This window comes from Salinarimonas sp. (assembly GCF_046292825.1).
Classification (GTDB): Bacteria; Pseudomonadota; Alphaproteobacteria; order Rhizobiales; family Beijerinckiaceae; genus Salinarimonas.
The window spans coordinates 1-22,006 of record NZ_JBKBQG010000006.1 but is presented as its reverse complement, the minus strand read 5'-3'; the positions used below and the strand labels follow the sequence as shown (position 1 = coordinate 22,006).

Genomic DNA, 22,006 nt, shown 5'->3' with positions numbered 1-22,006 from the left:
CCCGCCTGCCGGAGATTGCGATGACGCCCTCGATCCTGCGCCGCTCCCTGATCCGATCGGCTCTCCTCGTCCCTGCCGCGATGCTCGCGAGCGTCGCGTTGGCCGCGACGGCTCCGCGCGCGCAGGCGGGCGACGCCGTCTCCAGTCCCACCGCCCACGCCTTCTCCTTTGCCGGCATCGAGGGCGGGCGGATCGATCTCGCCGCATTCGCCGGGCGCCCGATCCTCGTCGTCAACACCGCCTCGCGCTGCGGCTTCACCGGACAGCTCGCCGGGTTGCAGACGCTGCACGAACGCTTCGGCGAGCGGGGGCTCGTCGTGATCGGCGTGCCGTCGAACGATTTCCGGCAGGAACTCGACGACAACGCGGCCGTCGCCGCCTTCTGCCAAGGCCGCTTCGGGGTCACCTTCCCGATGGCGGAGATCTCCTCCGTGCGCGGGGCGCAGGCCCATCCCTTCTACCGCTGGGCGGCGCGCGAGCGTCCGGGCGAGGCTCCGCGCTGGAACTTCCACAAATACCTGATCGGCCCCGACGGCCGCATATCCGCGACCTTCGCCACCACCACCGAGCCGACGGACCCGCGCGTCATCGCCGCCATCGAGCGGCTCGTGGGGCAGGGGAGCTGAGGGGTTCGATCAGCCGCGGCGCCCCTTCGCCAGCGCGTCGAAGGCCTGGAGCTGCGCGAGCAGCGGCTCGAGCTCGGCGAGCGGCACCATGTTCGGACCGTCCGAGGGCGCGCGCTCGGGGGCCTCGTGCGTCTCGATGAAGACGCCGGCGACGCCGACCGCGACCGCCGCGCGGGCGAGAACCGGCACGAATTCGCGCTGACCGCCCGATGTCGTGCCCTGGCCGCCGGGTTGCTGGACGGAATGGGTCGCGTCGAAGATCACCGGCGCGCCCGTCTGCGCCATGATCGGCAGGGCGCGCATGTCCGACACGAGCGTGTTGTAGCCGAACGAGGCGCCGCGCTCGGTCGCGAGCACGTTCGGATTGCCGGCGCCCACCACCTTGGCGATCACGTTCGCCATGTCCCAGGGCGCCAGGAACTGCCCCTTCTTGACGTTCACGACCCGCCCCGTGCGCGCGGCGGCGACGAGGAGATCCGTCTGGCGGCAGAGGAAGGCCGGGATCTGGAGGATGTCGACGGCCTCCGCCACGGGCGCGCATTGCTCGATCTCATGCACGTCGGTGAGCGTCGGCAGGCCGTAGCGCTCGCGCACCTCCGCGAAGACCGGCAGGGCGGCCGCGAGCCCCATGCCGCGCGCGCTCCCCGACGAGGTGCGGTTCGCCTTGTCGAAGCTCGCCTTGAAGACGAGGGGCAGCGACAGGCGCGCGGCGATCTCGGCGAGCGCGTGCGCCATCTCCAGCGCGTGCTCCCGGCTCTCCATTGCGCACGGACCCGCGATGACGGCGAGCGGCAGGTCGTTGCCGAAGCGGACCGAGCCGGCGGCGACGACGGGGGAGGGGGCGGGGGCGGGGGCGGGGGCGGGGGAGGTGTCTCGAGCGCTCATGGCGCGGCTCTAGCGCGTTCGCGCCCGCGCGTCAAAACCGCATCGCGGATGCGTTGACGAGCCCCGCCGCCACGCTCGCCGCGCCGAGGAAGAGCGCGGGCGCGATCTCGCCGCGGGCGATGCGCGGCGAGAGATCCGGGATCGCGAGCCGCACGAGACCGTAGACCACGATCTGCACGACGAGCGCGACGAGCCCCCACAGCGCGAGATCGATGAAGGTCTCCGAGAAGATCATCGCGCTCGACAACGGGATCGCGAAGCCGACGAGGCTGAAGCCGAGCGAGACGCTGGCCGCCGGCACGTTGCGGCGGATGAGTGCGAACTCGTTGTGCGCGGTGGCGAGGGTGTAGACCGCGATGTAGAGCACCGACAGCGCGATCGCGACCGTGAAGTCGAGGAGGAACGAGGGGAGCACGGAGAGGATTGGCGACATCGCGCGTAGGATCCGGGTGCGAATCGTGGGAAGGCTGGCGGGCCTGATTCGGCCCCGCGCAGCATAGAGCCCGCGGCCGCCCGCCGCAGCCGCAGAGACACGAGCGAAGAGAAGTGTTGCGTCACCGCCGCATCGTCCCGATGATCATCGCCACCGCGCTCTTCATGGAGACGACGGATTCCACCGTCATCGCCACCGCGCTGCCGGCGATCGCGGCCGATCTCGGCGAGGATCCGATCGCGCTCAAGCTCGCGATCACCTCCTATCTCATCGCGCTTGCGGTGTTCATCCCGGCGAGCGGCTGGATGGCGGACCGGTTCGGGGCGCGCACGATCTTCCGCGCGGCGCTCGGCGTGTTCGTGGCGGGCTCGCTCGCCTGCGCCTTCGCGGATTCGCTCGGCTGGTTCGTCGGCGCGCGCTTCCTGCAGGGCATGGGCGGGGCGATGATGGTGCCCGTCGGCCGGCTCGTCCTCCTGCGCGGCATTCCCAAGCGCGAGCTCGTCGGCACGCTCGCCTTCCTGACCGTGCCGGCCCTGATCGGCCCCGTCATCGGACCGCCGCTCGGCGGCTTCATCACCACCTACGCCTCCTGGCGGCTGATCTTCGTGATCAACGTGCCGATCGGCCTCCTCGGCATGGTGCTCGCGACGATCTTCATCGAGAACGTCCGCGAGCCGGAGGTGCCGCCCTTCGATCTCGCCGGCTACCTGATGATCGCGATCGGCCTCGCGCTCCTGATGCTCGGGCTCGCGACGGCGGGGCTCTATCTCCTGACCTGGGAGGCCTCGCTCGCCTGCTTCCTCTCGGGGCTCGCCCTGCTCGCGCTCTACGCGCGCCATGTGGGCCGCGTCGCGCATCCGGTCCTGCCGATCGGCCTCATGAGCATACCGACCTTCCGGGCCGGCGTGATCGGCGGCTCGCTGTTCCGGCTCGGGGTCGGCGCGATCCCCTTCCTCCTGCCGCTGATGCTGCAGCTCGGTTTCGGGCTCGACCCCTTCCAGTCGGGCATGATCACCTTCGCGGCGGCGGTCGGGGCGATCTTCATGAAGGCGCTCGCCGCACGCATCCTGCGCGCCTTCGGCTTCCGCACGGTGCTCGTCTGGAACGCGCTCGTCTGCGCGGCCTTCATCGCGGTGATGGCGGCCTTCCGGCCGGACACGCCCTATGCCGTGATGCTCGGGCTCCTCGTGATCGGCGGCTGCGCGCGCTCGCTGCAATTCACCGCGCTCAACGCCGTCGCCTTCGCCGACGTCGTGCGGCGGGACATGAGCGCGGCCACCGCGCTCACCAGCGTCGCCCAGCAGGTCTCGCTCGCCATGGGCGTGACCATCGCCGCCTTCGCCCTCGAAGGCGCGAGCGCGCTCGCCGGTCACGAGCGGATCGTCACCGCCGACTTCACGCCGGCCTTCCTGTTCGTGGCCTTCGTCTCGGCGCTCGCGTTGATCCCCTTCGCGCGGCTCGACGCGGACGCGGGCGCGGAGATGTCGGGGCACGGGCGGGGTGGGGGTGCTTAGATCATTCGCGGTTGGTCTGGAGCCGCTCACCGGTGTCATCCCCGGCCGGAGGTCGCTTGCGACCGGAGGGAAAGGGGACCCAGCACAAGACATGTGCGCAGCACACTATCGCGCCACCGACGAGGCGGCTGGACGCCGCCGCAAGAGCTTGCTTCGCAAGCGATTCTCATGCTGGGTCCCCTTCCCCTCCGCACGCTGCGCGTGCTCCGGCCGGGGATGACACCTCTGGAGCATTCGCCCTGGGAGGCGTCCACGAACCGAGGGAGCCCCCCTCACTCCCCCATCACGCCCGCCGCTTCCTGCGCCTTCAGCACCTCGATGCGGGGCATCGAGACGATGTTGTAGCCGGAATCGACGTAGTGGATCTCGCCGGTGACGCCGCCGGAGAGGTCGGAGAGGAGGTAGAGCGCCGCGCCGCCGATATCGTCGAGAGAGACGGTGCGGCGCAGGGGCGCGTTCGCCTTCTGGTAGGAGAACATCTGGCGGGCATCGGCGATGCCGGCGCCCGCCAGCGTGCGCACCGGGCCGGCGGAGATCGCGTTCACGCGGATGCCGTCGGGCCCGAGATCGTTGGCGAGATAGCGCACGGAGGCCTCGAGCGCGGCCTTGGCGAGGCCCATCACGTTGTAATTGGGCATCACCCGCGTCGAGCCGGCATAGGTGAGCGTGAGCAGCGTGCCGCCCGGCCCCATGCGCTTGATCGCCCGCTGCGCGACCTCCGTGAACGAGAAGCACGAGATCGTCATCGTGCGTTGGAAATTCTCCCGCGTCGTCGCGTCGACATAGCGGCCCTTGAGCTCGCTCTTGTCGGAGAAGCCGATCGCGTGGACGACGAAATCGAGCTTGCCCCCCCAGGCCTCGTCGAGCCGCGCGAAGGCGGCGTCGACGCTGGCGAGATCCTCCACGTCGCAGGGCACGACGAGGTCCGAGCCGAGCGATTTCGCGATCGGCGTCACCCGCTTGCCCAGCGCTTCGCCCTGATAGGTGAAGGCGAGCTCGGCGCCGTGGGCGGCGAGCACCTTCGCGATGCCGTAGGCGATGGAATGATCGTTCGCGACGCCCATGACGAGGCCGCGCTTGCCGCGCATCAGATCGCTCAAGATAAAGTCTCCCCCGCTCTCCGGCGCGCTCACGCCTCGAGCCGCTTCATCACGATGGTCGCGTTGGTGCCGCCGAAGCCGAAGGAATTCGAGAGCACGCAGCCGATCGACACCCCGTCGCGGCGCTCGCGCACGATCGGCATGTCGGCGAAGGCGGGGTCGAGCTCCTCGATATGGGCGGAGGCGCAGATGAAGTCGTTGTTCATCATCAGGAGCGAGTAGATCGCCTCCTGCACGCCGGTCGCGCCGAGCGAATGGCCGGTGAGCGACTTCGTGGCCGAGATCGGCGGGCACTTGTCGCCCGCGCCGAAGACCTCGCGCAGCGCCTCGATCTCCTTCTCGTCGCCGACGGGGGTCGAGGTGGCGTGCGGGTTCACGTAGTCGACGGGCACCTTCACGGTCGAGAGCGCCTGGCGCATGCAGCGCACCGCGCCCTCGCCCGAGGGGGCGACCATGTCGTAGCCATCCGATGTGGCGCCGTAGCCCGCGATCTCGCCGTAGATCTTGGCGCCGCGCGCCTTGGCGTGCTCCAGCTCCTCGAGCACCAGCACGCCCGCGCCGCCGGCGATGACGAAACCGTCGCGATTCACGTCGTAGGCGCGCGAGGCGGAGGCCGGGCGGTCGTTGTACTTCGACGACATCGCGCCCATCGCGTCGAACAGGTTCGACATCGTCCAGTCGAGATCCTCGCAGCCGCCGGCGAACATCACGTCCTGGCGGCCCATCGCGATCGTCTCGTAGGCGTTGCCGATGCAATGGTTCGAGGTCGCGCAGGCGGAGGAGATCGAATAATTCACGCCCTTGATCTTGAACCAGACCGCGAGCGTCGCCGAGGCGGTCGAGGACATCGCCTTGGGCACCGCGAACGGGCCGATCCGCTTGGGACCCTTCGCCTCGGTGATCGCGGCGGCCTCGACGATCACGCGCGTCGAGGGGCCGCCGGAGCCCATGATGATGCCGGTGCGCTCGTGCGAGATCTCGTGGGGCTCGAGGCCCGCGTCGCGGATCGCCTCGTCCATCGCGATGTGGTTCCAGGCCGTGCCGCGGCCGTGGAAGCGCATCGCGCGCCGGTCGACGAGCGATTCGATATCGACGTCGGGCGCGCCGTGCACCTGGCAGCGGAAGCCGAGGCGGGCGTAGTCCTCCGCGTGGACGATGCCCGAGCGGCCCGCGCGCAGGCTCTCCAGCACCGCGGGGGCGTTGCTGCCGATGGACGACACGATTCCCATGCCGGTGACGACGACGCGTCTCATGCCCGGTCCTTTCCTCCCTGTGCGAAGCGCCGCGCCGAGCGGCGCCCCCTGACTTCAGCCGCCTGCGGGTGCCGCCTGGAACAGGCCGACGCGCAGGTCCTTGGCCTCGTAGATGCGCCGCCCGTCCGCCTCCAGGAAGCCGTCGGCGATGCCGAGCACCAGCTTCGAGCGGAAGACGCGCTTGAGGTCGACGCCGTAGACCACGCGGCCGACGCTCGGCAAGACCTGATCGGTGAACTTCACCTCCCCGACGCCGAGCGCCCGCCCGCGCCCCTCCGCGCCGAGCCAGCCGAGATGGAAGCCGACGAGCTGCCAGAGCGCGTCGACGCCGAGGCACCCCGGCATGACCGGATCGCCCTTGAAGTGACACTCGAAGAACCAGAGGTCCGGGCGGATGTCGAGCTCGGCGCGGACGTGGCCCTTGCCGTAGGCGCCGCCGTCCTCGCCGATCGAGGTGATGCGGTCGAACATCAGCATCGGCGGCAGCGGGAGCTGCGCGTTGCCCGCGCCGAACAATTCGCCGCGCCCGCAGGCGAGGAGCTCCTCGTAGGTGAAAGCGGACTGGCGGGCGGCTGTGGCGTCGGTCATGGGCGTGGCACGCGTCCTCTGTCTGTGCGCTGCGATACGACGCAGCGCCTTCTCCTTCGACTCGGGCATTCCCTAACACACGTTTCCCATACCGCAAACGCGGCCGTAAACCCCGGTGCGGCGCCGACGTCCGTGGTTCGACGGGTTGCGATGGACGCGTGCACGCCCTATGAATAAGAGAACGATCGCCGGGCGCGGCGCGTTCCCCAGAAGCGGGAGCGTGGCGGGCTGCATCGACGAGGCGCAACGAGCGAAAACATGGATCAGACCGTCACCAATGCCGCCCAGAGCGGTGCCATGGCCGGACGCCGGGGTTGCCCGCTGTCGGAGCTGCGCGACAAGCTCCGCCGCTCGGGCCTGCGGCCGACCCGCCAGCGCGTCTCGCTCGGCTGGCTCCTGTTCGGCGGGGGCGACCGGCACATCACCGCCGAGATGCTGTTCGAGGAGGCGATGCGCGCGCGCGTGCCGGTCTCGCTCGCGACCGTGTACAACACGCTCCACCAATTCACCGAGGCGGGCCTCCTGCGCCAGCTCGCCGTCGACGGCTCGAAGGCCTATTTCGACACCAATCCGAGCGACCACCACCACTTCTTCGTCGAGGGCGAGGAAGAGCTGATGGACGTGCCCGCCACCGACGTCACCGTGCTCGACGTGCCGGAGCCGCCGGAGGGCTACGAGGTCGCCCGCGTCGACGTGGTGGTTCGCCTCCGCCGCAAGCGCTGACGCGCCGCTCCCGCTCCGCGCGAATTCGGCGCCCGTCCCGATCGCTCGGGGCGGGCGTTCTTCGTTCGGGCAATCGCAACCTTCGACAAGCTCCGAAGCCGGCTATCGAGTCGATCGCGCCTGCCGCGAGGGACGTCCTTCGACGTCCGAGCAGCGATTTCTTTCGTGGAGCGGCACCGTCGGTGTCATCCCCGGCCGGAGCGCCGAAGGCGCGCAGGGGAAGGGGACCCCGCGACCGATTCTGCGCCGAAGGCGCTCGAGATGCCGCCGACGAGGCGGCTCGTCGCCGCCACAAGTGCTTGCTCCGCAAGCATCTTGTGCGCTGGGTCCCCTTCCCCTGCGCACGCTCCGCGTGCTCCGGCCGGGGATGACACGGAGGAGCGGCTTCGAGACGACAACCTTCCCAGGGCACGAGAGCTCTCTACCCCAGAGGCCTGCACCAAAAAGAAAAACGCGGCCCCGTGAGGGCCGCGTCCATTGTCTCCCGCTCGGCGAGCGGTCGCGCGATCAGTCGCGATCGCGACGGCCGCCGCGGCGGGCGCGACGGTCGTCGCCGCCCTCGCCGTCCTCGTTCTCGGCGCGCGGGGCGCGAGCCGGGGGCTCGATCTCCTCGCCGGTCTCCTGGTTCACCATCCGCATGGACAGGCGCACCTTGCCGCGATCGTCGTTGCCGAGGAACTTCACCTTGACGGTGTCGCCCTCCTTGACCACGTCCGTCACCTTGGCGACGCGCTGGGCGGCGAGCTCGGAGATGTGGACGAGGCCGTCGCGCGAACCGAAGAAGTTCACGAAGGCGCCGAACTCCATCACCTTGACGACCTTGCCCTCGTAGATCGCGCCCGCTTCGGGCTCGGCCACGATCGAGCGGATCCAATTGTAGGCCGCCTTGATCGCCTTGCCGTCGGAAGACGCGATCTTGACCGTGCCGTCGTCCTCGACGTTGATCTTGGCGCCGGTCTTCTCGACGATCTCGCGGATCACCTTGCCGCCCGTGCCGATCACCTCGCGGATCTTGTCGGTGGGGATCTTCATCACCTCGATGCGCGGGGCGTGCTCGCCGAGCTCGGCGCGCGGCGCGGTGAGCGCCTTCGACATCTCGGCGAGGATGTGGTCGCGGCCGCCCTTGGCCTGGTCGAGGGCGACGCGCATGATCTCCTCGGTGATGCCGGCGATCTTGATGTCCATCTGCAGCGAGGTGATGCCCGCCTGCGTGCCGGCGACCTTGAAGTCCATGTCGCCGAGATGGTCCTCGTCGCCGAGGATGTCGGAGAGCACCGCGAAGCGCTCGCCCTCGAGGATGAGGCCCATGGCGATGCCGGCGACCGGGTTGCGCAGCGGCACGCCCGCATCCATCAGCGAGAGCGACGCGCCGCAGACGGTCGCCATCGACGAGGAGCCGTTCGACTCGGTGATCTCCGAGACGACGCGGATCGTGTAGGGGAACTCGTGGGCGGGCGGCAGCATCGGGTGGATGGCGCGCCAGGCGAGCTTGCCGTGGCCGATCTCGCGACGGCCGGGCGAGCCGACGCGGCCCGTCTCGCCCACCGAGAAGGGCGGGAAGTTGTAGTGCAGGAGGAAGGCCTCCTTGCGGGTGCCCTCGAGCTCGTCGATGAACTGCTCGTCCTCGCCGGTGCCGAGCGTCGCGACGACGAGCGCCTGCGTCTCGCCGCGGGTGAAGAGCGCCGAGCCGTGGGTGCGCGGCAGCACGCCGACTTCGGCGACGATCGGACGGACGGTCTTCACGTCGCGGCCGTCGATGCGGATGCCGGTGTCGAGGATGTTCCAGCGCACGACCTTCGCCTGCGCCTCCTTGAAGGTCGCCTTGACCTTCTCGGCCTCGAAGCGGGCCTCGCCGTCGGCCGGGCAGAGCGCGGCCATCACCTTGGCCTTGGCGGCGTCGACGGCGACGTACCGGGCCTGCTTCTCGGTGATCTTGTAGGCCTCGCGCAGATCGCTCTCGGCGATCTCGAGCACGGCCTTCATCACCTCGTCGAGATCCGGCGGCGAGAAGTCGCGCGGCTCCTTGGCCGCCTTCTCGGCGAGGCGGACGATCGCCTCGATGACCGGCTGGAAGTGCTTGTGGCCGAACATCACGGCGCCGAGGAGGACGTCCTCGGACAGTTCCTTCGCCTCGGATTCGACCATCAGCACGGCGTCGCCCGTACCCGCGACGACGAGGTCGAGCTCCGTCTCCTCCATCTGCTGGAGGGTGGGGTTGAGCACGAAATTGCCGCCGACGTAACCGACGCGCGCGGCGCCGACCGGGCCCATGAAGGGCACGCCCGAGAGGGTCAGCGCCGCGGAGGCCGCGACCATCGCGACGATGTCGGGGTCGTTCTCGAGATCGTGCGAGAGGACGGTCACGATCACCTGGGTGTCGTTGCGCCAGCCGTCGAGGAAGAGCGGGCGGATCGGGCGGTCGATGAGACGGGAGACGAGCGTCTCCTTCTCGCTCGGGCGGCCCTCGCGCTTGAAGAAGCCGCCGGGAATGCGGCCGGCGGCGTAGGTGCGCTCCTGGTAGTTGACGGTCAGCGGCATGAAGTCGATGCCGGGCTTCGGCTCCTTGGCCGCGACGGCGGTGGCGAGCACGGTCGTCTCGCCGTAGGTGGCGAGGACGGCGCCGTCCGCCTGACGGGCCATCTTGCCCGTCTCGAGGACGAGCTTGCGGCCCGCCCAGATCAGCTCTTCGCGTTGAATGTCGAACATGTGTCTGCCTTCGGTCGGTCGGGCTCTCGGAAGACGCCATGGGCAAGACGGCGGGGGGCTCCCGGCTAGCGCCGCTTCAAACGGCGCGAAGAGCCCCCGGCGATCTCGTCCATGGCCGTCGCCCGCGCCCCGGTCGAACGCGCACGGGACGTTCCCGTTCGCGAGGGGGACGCCGCGTCGGCACGGTGCCGACGGGACGGGTGCGACGGAGCGCCGCGGAGGGTCCGCGGCGCTCCGAGGCGGATCAGCGGCGGATGCCGAGACGCTCGATGAGGGTGCGGTAGCGGCCCTCGTCGCAGCGCTTCAGATAGTCGAGCAGCGAGCGACGCTGCGAGACGAGCTTCAGGAGGCCGCGGCGGGAATGGTTGTCCTTGGCGTGGCTCTTGAAGTGGCCGGTAAGGTTGGTGATGCGCTCCGTGAGGATCGCGACCTGCACCTCGGGGGAGCCGGTATCGTTGGCCTCGCGGGCATATTCCTTGATGAGCGCGGCCTTGCGCTCGGCGGTGATCGACATCGGGCAGTCCTTTCGTTCTCGATGATGGATCCGGAATGCGGCTCGAGGCCGCTCCGGCACGCCGCGCAGGCCAGGCCGGGATGTCGTCCAGCGTGGTCACGCGAGCGCGCGCCCTCCCCGAGGCGGGGAACGCGTCGCGCGGACCATAGACGAATTCTCGCGGGATTCCAGACAAAAGGCGCGGGGCCCGTCTCCCCCTCGCGCGCGCATCCCTCCCCGGAGGGGAGGGAGGTTCACGCATCGCGATCTGCGCGAAGCAAGGGAGGACGAGGCGCCGCCGCTCTCCTTCCCCTCAGCGTTTGAAAGTCTTTTGTTGCGGTGTCATCCCGGACGCCGAAGGCGATCCGGGACCCATATCCACGACATCTCAGTCGCAGCCTGTAGGCTGCGTTTCTCAAACGGAAGCTTCCCGACGGTAGCGGAACGAGCGCGGCATGCGCGCTCGGACTTGTCGTCGTGGATATGGGTCCCGGGTCCGCTTCGCGGCCCGGGATGACAGCCTTCGGAGGATTCACAGGCTCTCAGGGATCGCAATGCCTTGGAAGAATCTCTACGCCGTCATTCCGGGGCGCGAAGCGAGCCCGGAATGACGGCGGTGGGAAATCTGCCACCCGGGCCCCGCCCGGCCCTTCTCGCTGCGCTCGAAGGGCCACCCTCCCCTCCGGGGAGGGATCACGCGCAGCGCACCCTCAGATCGCGCGCAGGTGGCGGATGGGGCGGCCGGGGGCCATGGCTTGGGCGGCCTCGACGATGCCCTGCGTGTCGATGCCGAAATGGCGGTAGAGGTCGGCGATGGTGCCGGTCTGGCCGAAATGCTCGACGCCGAGCGAGCGCGTGCGGTGGCCGGCGACGGCGCCGAGCCAGGCGAGCGTCGCCGGGTGACCGTCGATCACCGTGACCAGCGCGCAATGCGGCGGAAGATCGCCGAGGAGCCGCTCGACATGCGACCGCGCATGGGCGACGCCGCCCTCGCGGGCGCGCTGCGCGGCGGTCCAGCCGGCATTGAGCCGGTCGGCGCTCGTCACCGCGAGGAGCCCGATGTCGCGCCGGTCCTCGGCCATCAACCCGACCGCCGCGATCGCCTCGGGCGCGACGGCCCCCGTATATGCGACGACGAGCTCGCAATTGGGCCCGGGCTCGCGCATCCAATAGGCGCCGTCCACCACGTCGCGGGAGAGCGCCGGCGTCATCGTGCGCGTCGGCTGCTCGAGGGCGCGCGTGGACAGCCGCAGATAGACCGAGCCGCCGGTCTCGTCCCGCAGCCAGGAGCGCGGATCGGGCTCGGCGTCGCCGTCGCGCTGCACGTAGTCGAAGGCGAAGCGCAGGATGGCGGAGAGCTCGTCGACGAAGGCGGGCTCGAACGAGGCGAGCCCGTCCTGGGCGAGCCCGATCAGCGGCGTGCCGATCGACTGGTGCGCGCCGCCCTCCGGCGCGAGCGTCACGCCCGACGGCGTCGCCACCAGGATGAAGCGCGCGTCCTGGTAGCAGGCGTAATTGAGCGCATCGAGCCCGCGCGCGATGAACGGGTCGTAGAGCGTCCCGATCGGGATCAGCCGCTCGCCGAAGAGCGCATGCGAGAGCCCGAGCGCGGAGAGGAGGATGAACAGGTTCATCTCCGCGATGCCGAGCTCGATGTGCTGGCCCGACGGCTTGTATTCCCACGCGAAGGTCGAGGGGATGCGCTCCGCCTTGAAGGTGTCGGCGAGGCTCTCGCGCGCGAAGAGCCCGCGGCGGTTCACCCAGGGTCCGAGATTGGTCGAGACGGTCACGTCCGGCGCGGTCGTCACGATGCGCTGCGCGAGCGCCTCGTCCGAGCGCGCGAGCTCGTAGGACGAGGCCGAAGCCGGCTTGCGTCGAGAGGGTCTGCTGGCGCGGTTCGGCGAGGCGCTCGGGCACCGGCAGGGTCGGCGCGGCGAGCCGACGCCGCCCCTGGGCCGCGAAGGGCACCTGCGCGAGGAAGCGCTCGAGCTCGGCGCGCGGCAGGGAGAGCCCCTCGAAGGGCTCCCATTCGTGCCCCTCGCGCACGCCCATTCCCTTACGGAACACCTCCATCTGCGCGGGCGTCATCATGCCCGCATGATTGTCCTTGTGCCCCGCGAGCGGCAGGCCGAAGCCCTTGATCGTGTAGGCGATGAAGACGACGGGGCGGTCGTGGTCGATGCGCTCGAAGGCTTCGAGCAGGGTCGGCAGATCGTGGCCGGCGAGGTTGGTCATCAGCCGCGCGAGCTCGTCGTCGGAGCGGCGGTCGATCAGCGCCGAGACGGGGCCCTGGTCGCCGATGTCGTCGAGGAGACGCTTGCGCCAGGCGGCGCCGCCCTGGAAGGTCAGCGCGGAATAGAGCTGGTTCGGGCAGGTGTCGATCCATTCCCGCAGCCGCTCGCCGCCCTCCTCGCGGAAGGCCGCCTCGAGCAGCACGCCGTATTTGAGCGTCACCACCTCCCAGCCGAAGGCGCGGAAGATCGCCTCGAAGCGCGCGTAGAGCCCCTCGCGGATCACCGCGTCGAGGCTCTGGCGATTGTAGTCGACGATCCACCAGGTGTTGCGGACGCCCTGCTTCCAGCCCTCGAGCAGCGCCTCGAAGATGTTGCCCTCGTCCATCTCGGCATCGCCGACGAGGGCGATCATGCGGCCCTCCGGACGCTCCGCCGCCCAGCCGTGCGCCTTCACGTAATCCTGCACGAGGCTCGCGAACAGCGTCTGCGCGACGCCGAGCCCCACCGAGCCGGTCGAGAAATCGACGTCGTCGCCGTCCTTGGTGCGCGAGGGATAGGATTGCGCGCCCTTGTAGCCGCGGAAGCGCTCGAGCTTGTCGCGCGTCTGGTTGCCGAGCAGGTACTGGATGGCGTGGAAGGCGGGGCTCGCATGCGGCTTGACGGCGACGCGATCCTGCGGGCGCAGGGCGGCGAAATAGAGCGCGGTCATGATCGTCGCGAGCGAGGCCGAGGAGGCCTGGTGCCCGCCGACCTTCAAGCCGTCGACGCTCTCGCGCAGGTGGTTGGCGTTGTGGATCGTCCACGCGGACAGCCACAGGACCTTGCGCTCGAGCGCGGCGAGGAAGGGCAGGCGGGGGTCGTGCGAACCCCGGGCGGGTGTCTCGGACATGCTTGCTCCGTGCGTGGCGCAGGGCGACCATAGCCGATCTGCGCGAAAAGAAAGCTTCATCCCGCGCGAAAAATGCGCCATCGAGGCGCCCCGCCGGGCCCGGACCGTCGATTCGGGCACGAAATCGCGCAAGAGTCGAAAAGCGGTTCTAACATAAGCTGTTGGCAGGAGAGGAGACCGGTGCATAGGATGGCCGCAAAGCGACAAGGCCCGGAAGGGGCCGCGAATCGGGGGCGCGGAACAGCGCTCATGCATGGAATGCCGCCTCTTCTCGACGCGGACGACTTTCTGGACAAGTGCCGCGCCTATAGCGACCTCGCCCGCCATCGCGACGCGCTCGCGCAGAGCCTCGCCGGCTGCGAGGGAGAGGACGAGGACCGTCGCGTCGATCTCGAAGACGCGCTCGAGGACAATCGCGCCGCGCGTCTCGTCCTGATGTGGAAGATCCTCGAAGGCGACGCGCGCGTCTCGCGCTGACGTCGAGCGTCGGTGCCGACGCTCAGACGCCCTGAAAACGCCGGTCGCGATAGACGAGGGCGCGCCCGCCGCGGCCGATGCGAACGCCGACGACGGCACCGATCACCACGTGATGGGTGCCGACGATCTCGGCCGAGACGACCCGGCAATCGAAGGCGACGAGAGCGCCGTCGAGGATCGGGGCTCCGGTCTCCAGCGTCTGCCAGCGGTCGTCGTCGAAGCGCGCCTCGCCGCGCAATTCCGTGCGGCCGGCGAACACGCTCGCGAGCGGTTCGTCGTCCCAGGCGAGCGTGTTGACGCTGAAGATCCCCGCCTCGATCACCGATCGGGCGCTCTCCGAGCCGGCATTGGCGCAGACGAGAAGGCTCGGCGGGTGGTCGGAGACGGCGGTGACGGCGGTCGCCGTGAAGCCCGCGCGGCCGGACGCCGCCCGCGTCGCCACCACGTGCACGGCACCCGCGACGCGGCTCATCCCCTCCCGAAAGCGATCGGAATCCACGGTGTCGTGGCCGTCGAGGATGTCGGCGGTCAATTGGGCGGGCATGGGGCGAGTGGTCAAGGGTGCATCCCGGTCGCGGCGACGAGCGCCGCCCCGGCGGCGACGCAACCCCAATATGGGCCTCCCCCGCGCCGAAGAAAGGGGAAGAAGGCCGGATCGTGGCGGCGCGCGGCCGCGAACGGCTCAATCGAAGGCGAGAATCGAGTCCTTCGAGGAGAAGATCTTGACCGAGCCGTTGCGCAGAGCCGAGTAGACGACCCCCTTGATGCCCTCCGTCGCACCGACGAGCCGCTTCGCGCGATCGGTGTAGGACCCGCGCACGTAGTCCACGCCGCCGACCTCGTGCAGGTGCAGCGAGGTCGCCGCCGAGATCAGCGCGAGATGGGTGAAGGCCTGCGGGAAATTGCCGAGGAAGGCCCCCGTCTTCGGATGGACCTCTTCGGAATAGAGCCCGACGTCGTTCGCCCGCGCGAGCAGCTTCTCGAAGGCCTCGCGCGCCTCGTTCGGCCGACCCACGATGAGGAGCGCCTCGACGAGCCAGAAGCTCGTGATCATGAACGCGCCTTCCTCTCCGGGGAGCCCGTCGTCGCCCTTGTAGCGATGGACGAGCTCGCCCTCGGCGAGCTGCGCCTGCACTTCGCGGACGGTCGCGTCCAGGATCTCGTCGGAGAGCGGCAGGCCGAGCATCGGGACCTGGAGGAGGGCCCCGTCGACGTCGCGCGTGCCGTAATATTGCGTCAGATAAGGCGGCTGACCGGCGAGCCCCTTCGCGCGGATCGACTCGATGATCGCCTCGCGCGTCTTCGCCCATTGCGGCCGGTCGCCGAGGAGGCGCGCGGCGCGGTCGAGCGTGACCCAGGCCATGGCCTTGCCGTGCACGAATTCCTTGGGCTCCTTGCGCATCTCCCACAGCCCGTGATCGGCGAGGTGCCAGTTCTTGCAGACGTAATCCGCGATCTGCGCGACCATGGCGTTCTCGTCGTCGTCGAGCCGCGCGCCGAGCGCGACGCGCAGGTCGGCCCAATCGAGGAGCTCGCCGAACACGTCGAGCTGGAGCTGCTCGGCCGCCTCGTTGCCGGCGCGCACCGGCGTCGAGCCGTGATAGCCGGTGAGGTGATCGAGGCAGCGCTCGGGCAGGAAGGGCTGGCCGTCGATGCCGTACATGATCCGCATCGTCGAGCCCTCGCGCAGGCAGCGCCGCGTCAGGAAATCGGAGAACCGCGCCGCCTCGCCGCTATAGCCGAGCGCGGCCAGCGCGTAGAGCGCGAAGGTCGCGTCGCGGATCCAGCAGAAGCGGTAATCCCAATTGCGCACGCCGCCGATCCATTCCGGCAGCGAGGTCGTCGCCGCCGCGACGAGCGCGCCGGTGGGGGAATAGGTGAGGAGCTTGAGCGCGAGCGCGCTGCGCTCGACGGCCGTCTCGTAATTGCCCGTGAAGCGCGAATAGGAGGCCCATTCCCGCCAGAAGGCGCAGGTGACCTCGTAGCATTCGTGCGCGCGCGTGCGCGGGTCCATCAAGGGCATCACGTGGGTGAGCACCGCATCGCGCGATTGCCCCTGCTTGAGCATGTAGCGAACGCGCACCCCGCCGCGATGGGGCTCGATGTCGCCGCCGCACCAGAGATGCAGCATGCCCGCGAAGGAGACCTTGTCGCCGTCGATCTCGATCGAGAGCCCCTCCTTCGAGAAGCCCGAGCCGCGCGGGGCGATGCGCATCTCGACCTCGACCTCGCCCTCGAGGCAGGCGAGGCGGCGCACGAGCCAGCCCGGCGCGTTGAGATTGACGTAATCGTGCGCGCTCGCAGTCCGCGTCCGGCCGACCGGCATGAAGTCGACCACCTCGAGCGCCCCGGTCTTCGTCTCGAAGACGGTGCGCAGCAGGTTCGTGTGCGGCAGGTAGGCGCGCGAGATGCGCGTCACGTCGCGCGGCGCGATCTCCCAGGCGCCGCCGCCGAGATCGTCCCCGCCGTCGCCGCCGTCGAGGATGCGGAAGAAGGCCGGGTCCTCGTCGAAGCGCAGCAGCGCGAGCCAGTCGATCGCGCCCTCCTTCGAGACGAGCGCGCAGCCGTGGCAATCGCCGATGATGGCGTAATCCTCGATCGGCGGCTGACGATATCCTGACGACATGGCGCGATCCTCCTCGCGTCCTCAACGCGCGACAATCGCGGCCGTTCGATCCTGGCCGCTTGCGCGGGGCGGGGAGGGGGCCTAAACCTGCGTGGCGACCTCATCGAGCCCATGGAGCCCGCGCCGTGCAGACCTTCTTCGTCGAGATCAAGTGCAAGCTCGGCAAGACCTACGACGTCGCGCGCGAGCTCGCCGATCGCGAGATCGCCTCCGAGATCTATTCGACCGCGGGCGACTACGACATCCTCGCCAAGTTCCACATCGACCGCGACGTCGACATCGGCCATTTCGTCGCCCAGAAGGTGCAGACGATCCCCGAGATCGACGACACGAAGACGGTGATCACGTTCAAGGCGTTTTGAGGGGAGGGGGGCTCTCCTTCCCTGCGCAGTCTTGGAATCATCTTCCGTCGCGGTGTCATCCCGGACGCCGAAGGCGATCCGGGACCCATATCCACGACATGTCGGTCGCAGCCTATAGGCTGCGTTTCTCCAATGATCGACCCTGCTGCACGGTGGTGCAGCGAGCGCGGCATGCGCGCTCGGAAGATCGTCGCGTTTATGGGTCCCGGGTCCGCTTCGCGGCCCGGGATGACGGGGGGCTAGGCGAAAGACTCACAAGATCCGAGGGGAAGGAGAGCCGCCCTCCGCCCCTCACACGATCGGGTCGATGCACGCGACCGTGCGACCCGGGCCGGATGAAACGAGCGGCGGCATCGCCTCGCGGCAGGCGTCTCGCGCGCGCGGGCAGCGGGGGGCGAAGGGGCAGCCGGGGGGAGGGCGGGTCGGATCGGGGAGCTCGCCGGCCGTCGCGATGCGGGCCGGCGCGCGGCGCCCGAGGCTCGGGGCGCTGTCGAGGAGGAGCCGCGTATAGGGATGGCGCGGGCTCGCGAAGACGGCATCGACCGGCCCCGTCTCGACCACGCGCCCGAAATACATCACCGCCACCTCGTCGGCGATCGTCTCGACCACCGCGAGATCGTGGCTGATGAAGAGATAGGTCAGCGAGAGCCGCGCGCGCAGATCGGCGAGGAGCGCGAGCACCTGCGCCTGGATCGAGACGTCGAGGGCCGAGACCGGCTCGTCGAGGACGAGGATGCGCGGGGCGGCGGCGAGCGCGCGGGCGATGCCGATGCGCTGCGCCTGGCCGCCGGAAAAGGCGTGCGGATGGCGCTCGAGGAAATCCTCGCGCAGCCCCACCGCCGCCATCACCTCCGCCACCCGCGCCGCGCGCGCCTGCGCCCCCATTCGTGCGAGATGGACGAGCGGCGCCTCGATGATCTGGCGGATCGTCTTGCGGGGGTTGAGCGCGGCGGCGGGGTCCTGGAAGACGTATTGGATCGTCTGCGCGAAGACGCGCGGTCCCTCGCGCGCGGCCTGTGCGAGATCGTGCCCGGCGAGCCGGATCGTGCCCGCGCTCGGCGGCAGAAGGCCGACCAGCATGCGCGCGAGCGTCGACTTCCCGCACCCCGATTCCCCCACGATGCCGAGCGTCTTTCCGGGCGCGACAGAAAGGGAGACCTCCGACACCGCGTGCACGGCGGGCTTGGTTCCCCCGAACAGACGCCGCCCACCGCCGAAGGTCTTGGACAGGGCGTTGGTTTGGAGGATGGGGGTCGTCATCGGGAGGGCTCCGTCTGCGGTGGCGCCGCCGGTCTCCTTCCGGGTCTGTCATCCCGGACGCCGAAGGCGATCCGGGACCCATATCCACGACGCTTCAGTCGCAGCCTGCAGGCTGCGTTTCTCCGACGATCGACGCTGCTGCGAGGTCGAGCAGCGAGCGCGGCATGCGCGCTCGGACGGTCGTCGTGGTTATGGGTCCCGGGTCCGCTTTGCGGCCCGGGATGACAGCCCCGCATTTCACGCGATCTCCCCCTCACGATCCCAGCACCTCCCTCGCGAATAGACACCGCGACTTTCGCCCCTCCGCGACCTCGTCGAGCGGGATCGTCCCCGCGCGGCATTGCGGGCGGGCGCGGTCGCAGCGGGGGGCGAAGGCGCAGCCGTCGGGGAGGGCGTCGACGGAGGGCGGCAGGCCGGGGATGGGCGCGAGCGTCTTCCCGCGCGATCCGAGCACCGGCACGCAGCCGATCAGGCGCCGCGTATAGGGGTGGGCGGGGGCGTCGAGGAGCGCCTGGGTCGGCCCCTCCTCGACGATCCGCCCCGCATACATCACGCAGACCCGGTCGCAGATCTGCGAGACGATGCCGAAATCGTGCGTGATGAAGACGAGCGCGAGGCCGCGGTCGCGGCGCAGATCGTCGAGGAGCGTCAGGATCTCGGCCTGGACCGTGACGTCGAGCGCCGTCGTCGGCTCGTCGGCGATCAGGATCTCGGGATCGTTGGCGAGCGCCATCGCGATCGCGACGCGCTGTCGCTGCCCGCCCGAGAGCTCGTGCGGAAGCGCGCGCGCGCGGTCGGCGGCGGCGGGGATGCGCACGCGCTCCATGAGCGCGACCGCCTCCGCCCAGGCCTTGGCCCGCGAGAGCGGCCGGTGGGCGCGGATCGCCTCGACGATCTGGTCGCCGACGGTAAAGAGCGGATGGAGCGTGCTCGACGGGTCCTGGAAGACGTAAGCGATCCGCCCGCCGCGCAGAGCCCGCAGCCGCTCGGCGGACAGCGCGAGCACGTCGCGCCCATCGTGCCAGACGCGCCCGCCGCGCACGATGCCGGGTGGGGAGGGGACGAGGCCGAGGATCGAGAGCGCGGTGACGGACTTGCCCGAGCCGGATTCGCCCACGATCCCGAGGCATTCCCCCGGCCGGATGGCGAGGGAGACGCCGTCGACCGCGCGGAACACGCGCCCGTCGAGCTCGAAGCGGGTGTCGAGCGCCTCGATCGCGAGCGCGGCCTCTTCCGCGGGCGGATGCGCGCCCTCGTCTTCCGCGCCGCGCGCGATTCTGGTGACGGGGGCGGGGCGGGCGAGCGTGCCGCCCGACAGGCGCGGATCGAGCGCGTCGCGGATGCCGTCGCCGACGAGGTTGATGCTCACGACGAGCACGAAGATCGTCACGCCGGCGACGGTCGTGACGTGCGGCGCGGTGAGCATCACCCGCCGCCCCTCGCCGAGGATCGAGCCGAGATCGGCCTGGGGCGGCTGCGAGCCGAGCCCGAGGAAGGAGAGCCCCGCCGTCTCGAGGATCATCCAGCCGACCGTCGTCGACATCGTGATCACGATCACGGGCATCACGTTCGGCAGGATCTCGGAGACGAGGATGCGCGCGTGGCTCATGCCGGAGAGCCGGGCGGCGTCGACGAAATCGCGATGGCGCAGCCCGACCGTGACGCCGCGGATCGCGCGCGCGAAGAAGGGGATGTTGACGATAGCCACCGCGTAGAGCGCGTTGATCAGGCCCGGCCCCAGAACCGCGACGATGGCGAGCGCGAGGAGGATGTAGGGGAAGGCCATCAGCGTGTCGATCGAGCGCATCAGGAGCGCGTCGAGCCGCCCGCCGAAATAGCCGGCGAGGAGGCCGATCGTCGAGCCGGCGAGCGCGGCGACGAGGGTGGCGGTGATCCCCATCGCCAGCGAGACGCGCGCGCCCCAGACGAGCCGCGAGAGAAGATCGCGACCGAGCTCGTCGGTGCCGAGAAGATGGTTCTCGGACAGAGGCGGCAGGAGCCGGTTCGCGGGCGCGGTGACGTTCGGCGGGTGCAGCGGCAGGAGCGGGGCGAGAAGCGCGATCGCGACGATGATCGTCAACACGACGAGACCCGCGCCCGCGAGGCGGTTGCGCAGGAGGAGCGCGAGGAAGCGCATCGGGCCGCCGGTCCGTGAATTGCCGCCACCGCGGGTAAGGAGCTCGACCTTCTCCCCTCCCCCTTGTGGGGAGGGGCCGGGGGTGGGGGTCGTGCAGGAGGCACCCTGTCGTTTCATCCTGCACGACCCCCATCCGTCTCCGGGCTTCGCCCGGAGCCACCTTCCCCACAAGGGGGAAGGACAAGGTGGCGTCGCGGGATCCGGGTCATGTCCGCACCCTCGGGTCGACGAGGCTCTGGGCGATGTCCGCGCACAGGTTGAAGAGCACGTAGGACGTCGCGACGAGGAGCACGCCGCCCTGGACGAGCAGGATGTCGCGCGCCGCGATCGCCTGGACGAGCATCCGCCCGATGCCGGGCCATTGGAACACGGTCTCGACATAGACCGCGCCGCCGAGCACGAAGCCCGCCTGGATGCCGATCACCGGGATGATCGACACGAGCGCGGCCTTGAAGGCGTGGATGAAGATAACCCGGCGCTCGGGCAGGCCCTTGGCGCGGGCGGTGCGCACGAAATCGAGCCGCAGCACCTCGAGCATCGCCGAGCGCGTGAGCCGCGCGAGCACGCCGGTCGCGACGACCGCGAGCGTGATCGCCGGCAGCGCGAGATGGCGCAGGAGATCGGGGAGGTCGCCGCCGCCGAAGATCGACATCATCCCGCTCGCCGGCAGCCAGCGCAGCTCGACCGCGAAGACGAGGATCAGGATCAGGCCGAGCCAGAAGGAGGGCATCGAGATGCCCACCAGCACGAGGAGCGTCACCGCCTTGTCCGCGAGCCCGTATTGCCGCACCGCCGAGACGATGCCGGCGAGGAGCCCGAAGATCGAGCACAGGACGAGCGCCGCGCCCGCGAGGATCAGGGTCGCGCGGAAGCGCTCGGTGATCTCGTCGAGGACGGGGCGGTTGAGGCTCACCGAGCGCCCGAGATCGCCCTGCACAAGGTTGCCGAGCCAGGTGAGATATTGCACCGGCAGCGGCCGATCGAGCCCGAGCTGCGCATTGAGCCGCGCCACGTTCTCGGGCGTCGCATAGGCGCCCAGGATCGCACGCGCCGGATCGCCGGGGATCAGCGCCATGATCGCGAACACGATCAGGGTCAGCCCGAAGAGGATCGGGACGAGGGCGAGGAGGCGTTTGGCGATGTAGAGCGGCATGGATCTCGCTGCGAAATCCCTCCCTGAAGGGGAGGGTGGCCCCTGGAGCGGAGCGACAGGGGTCGGGTGGGGCCGGGGTGGAGGTGGAGCGGGACCGGCGGGCCCCACCCGGCCTCCACTCCGGGGCTACGGAGTGCGTACATCGTGGGTCCAGCATGCCTTCGACGCAAACAGGACGCTCCCCCTCCTTCCCCTCAGGGGAAGGTGGCTCCGACCCCGAACAGGGGTCGGAGACGGATGGGGTCTTTCGCTCCGCAGGAGCGAAGGGGCGTCGGGAGCCGCCGAACGTAAGCAGCTCTACGACAACGCCCCTTCGCAGCTTCGCTGCGAAAAACCCCATCCGACCCGTCGCCTTCGGCGCCGGGCCACCTTCCCCTGAGGGGAAGGAGAGCGGCGGCGCCTTGCCCATTCCTTTGCGATGCGCAGTGAACGGTGACACATGATCTTGCACCTGGCGGGATCATCCGGGATTTGGCGGGAACCGGCGGGAAAGGCTTGGCGCGCAAGGGGCTCCGGCGGCCGAGCTGGACCAGGCGCGGCGACACTT

Annotated in this window: 17 protein-coding genes and 1 pseudogene; 5 read left to right on the top strand and 13 right to left on the bottom strand. The window is 69.9% G+C overall.

Annotation, left to right across the window (positions count from 1 at the left end):
- The first annotated feature begins 20 nt into the window (after window positions 1–20).
- Window positions 21–626, top strand: coding sequence for a glutathione peroxidase (locus tag ACK4UM_RS05040; protein ID WP_409796469.1), 606 nt, complete (start codon window positions 21–23; stop codon window positions 624–626).
- A 9-nt stretch (window positions 627–635) separates the two neighbouring features.
- Here the strand turns inward: ACK4UM_RS05040 and kdsA are convergent, their stop codons facing one another.
- Both kdsA and ACK4UM_RS05030 read right to left on the bottom strand, forming a co-directional pair.
- On the bottom strand, window positions 636–1,511 hold the full coding sequence (kdsA, locus tag ACK4UM_RS05035) for a 3-deoxy-8-phosphooctulonate synthase (RefSeq protein ID WP_409796467.1): 876 nt from the start codon (window positions 1,509–1,511) through the stop codon (window positions 636–638).
- Window positions 1,512–1,542: 31 nt separating this feature from the next.
- On the bottom strand, window positions 1,543–1,944 hold the full coding sequence (locus ACK4UM_RS05030; RefSeq protein ID WP_409796465.1) for a DUF350 domain-containing protein: 402 nt from the start codon (window positions 1,942–1,944) through the stop codon (window positions 1,543–1,545).
- 116 nt (window positions 1,945–2,060) lie between these two features.
- Between ACK4UM_RS05030 and ACK4UM_RS05025 the strand changes: the two genes are divergently transcribed.
- Window positions 2,061–3,458 (top strand): MFS transporter, encoded by a 1,398-nt coding sequence (locus ACK4UM_RS05025; protein ID WP_409796678.1) that lies wholly within the window; start codon window positions 2,061–2,063, stop codon window positions 3,456–3,458.
- A 272-nt stretch (window positions 3,459–3,730) separates the two neighbouring features.
- Here the strand turns inward: ACK4UM_RS05025 and fabI are convergent, their stop codons facing one another.
- The 3 genes from fabI to fabA are packed head-to-tail and all read right to left on the bottom strand — an operon-like array spanning window position 3,731 to window position 6,399.
- A complete protein-coding gene (gene fabI, locus ACK4UM_RS05020; RefSeq protein ID WP_409796463.1) occupies window positions 3,731–4,558 on the bottom strand; it encodes an enoyl-ACP reductase FabI in 828 nt (275 codons plus the stop codon).
- Between the two features lie 29 nt (window positions 4,559–4,587).
- On the bottom strand, window positions 4,588–5,811 hold the full coding sequence (gene fabB, locus ACK4UM_RS05015; protein WP_409796461.1) for a beta-ketoacyl-ACP synthase I: 1,224 nt from the start codon (window positions 5,809–5,811) through the stop codon (window positions 4,588–4,590).
- A gap of 54 nt (window positions 5,812–5,865) precedes the next feature.
- Window positions 5,866–6,399: a 3-hydroxyacyl-[acyl-carrier-protein] dehydratase FabA gene (gene fabA / locus ACK4UM_RS05010; protein WP_409796459.1), complete on the bottom strand. Its 534-nt coding sequence runs from the start codon at window positions 6,397–6,399 to the stop codon at window positions 5,866–5,868.
- Window positions 6,400–6,657: 258 nt separating this feature from the next.
- Between fabA and irr the strand changes: the two genes are divergently transcribed.
- Window positions 6,658–7,122 carry a Fur family transcriptional regulator Irr gene (gene irr / locus ACK4UM_RS05005; RefSeq protein WP_409796457.1) on the top strand — a complete coding sequence of 155 codons (465 nt, stop codon included), beginning with the start codon at window positions 6,658–6,660 and terminating at the stop codon, window positions 7,120–7,122.
- A 507-nt stretch (window positions 7,123–7,629) separates the two neighbouring features.
- Here irr and pnp read toward each other — a convergent pair.
- From pnp to ACK4UM_RS04990, 3 genes and pseudogenes are all read right to left on the bottom strand, one after another.
- Window positions 7,630–9,828, bottom strand: coding sequence for a polyribonucleotide nucleotidyltransferase (pnp, locus tag ACK4UM_RS05000; protein WP_409796455.1), 2,199 nt, complete (start codon window positions 9,826–9,828; stop codon window positions 7,630–7,632).
- Window positions 9,829–10,072: 244 nt separating this feature from the next.
- Entirely contained in the window at window positions 10,073–10,342 is a 270-nt protein-coding gene (gene rpsO / locus ACK4UM_RS04995; RefSeq protein ID WP_409796453.1) for a 30S ribosomal protein S15, read from the bottom strand.
- Window positions 10,343–11,031: 689 nt separating this feature from the next.
- Window positions 11,032–13,444: pseudogene (locus ACK4UM_RS04990) on the bottom strand (transketolase).
- A gap of 249 nt (window positions 13,445–13,693) precedes the next feature.
- On the opposite strand from ACK4UM_RS04990, the gene ACK4UM_RS04985 reads away from it, so the two are divergent.
- A complete protein-coding gene (locus ACK4UM_RS04985) occupies window positions 13,694–13,921 on the top strand; it encodes a hypothetical protein (protein ID WP_409796451.1) in 228 nt (75 codons plus the stop codon).
- Window positions 13,922–13,943: 22 nt separating this feature from the next.
- On the opposite strand, the gene ACK4UM_RS04980 is transcribed toward ACK4UM_RS04985, so the two are convergent.
- Together ACK4UM_RS04980 and ACK4UM_RS04975 are read right to left on the bottom strand one after the other, a co-directional pair.
- Window positions 13,944–14,480, bottom strand: coding sequence for a flavin reductase family protein (locus tag ACK4UM_RS04980; RefSeq protein WP_409796449.1), 537 nt, complete (start codon window positions 14,478–14,480; stop codon window positions 13,944–13,946).
- Window positions 14,481–14,603: 123 nt separating this feature from the next.
- Entirely contained in the window at window positions 14,604–16,547 is a 1,944-nt protein-coding gene (locus ACK4UM_RS04975; protein ID WP_409796447.1) for a glycoside hydrolase family 15 protein, read from the bottom strand.
- A gap of 125 nt (window positions 16,548–16,672) precedes the next feature.
- Here ACK4UM_RS04975 and ACK4UM_RS04970 point away from each other — a divergent pair, with 125 nt between their 5' ends.
- Window positions 16,673–16,909, top strand: coding sequence for an Lrp/AsnC ligand binding domain-containing protein (locus ACK4UM_RS04970; RefSeq protein WP_188913449.1), 237 nt, complete (start codon window positions 16,673–16,675; stop codon window positions 16,907–16,909).
- Window positions 16,910–17,200: 291 nt separating this feature from the next.
- On the opposite strand, the gene ACK4UM_RS04965 is transcribed toward ACK4UM_RS04970, so the two are convergent.
- The 3 genes from ACK4UM_RS04965 to ACK4UM_RS04955 form a co-directional block, all read right to left on the bottom strand.
- Window positions 17,201–18,169, bottom strand: coding sequence for an ABC transporter ATP-binding protein (locus ACK4UM_RS04965; RefSeq protein ID WP_409796444.1), 969 nt, complete (start codon window positions 18,167–18,169; stop codon window positions 17,201–17,203).
- 253 nt (window positions 18,170–18,422) lie between these two features.
- Complete coding sequence (locus ACK4UM_RS04960; RefSeq protein WP_409796442.1) at window positions 18,423–20,306, bottom strand: dipeptide/oligopeptide/nickel ABC transporter permease/ATP-binding protein; 1,884 nt, start codon at window positions 20,304–20,306, stop codon at window positions 18,423–18,425.
- Window positions 20,307–20,511: 205 nt separating this feature from the next.
- The gene (locus ACK4UM_RS04955) at window positions 20,512–21,459 is read right to left on the bottom strand and encodes an ABC transporter permease (RefSeq protein WP_409796440.1); all 948 of its coding nucleotides are present in this window, start codon (window positions 21,457–21,459) and stop codon (window positions 20,512–20,514) included.
- Window positions 21,460–22,006: the final 547 nt, after the last annotated feature.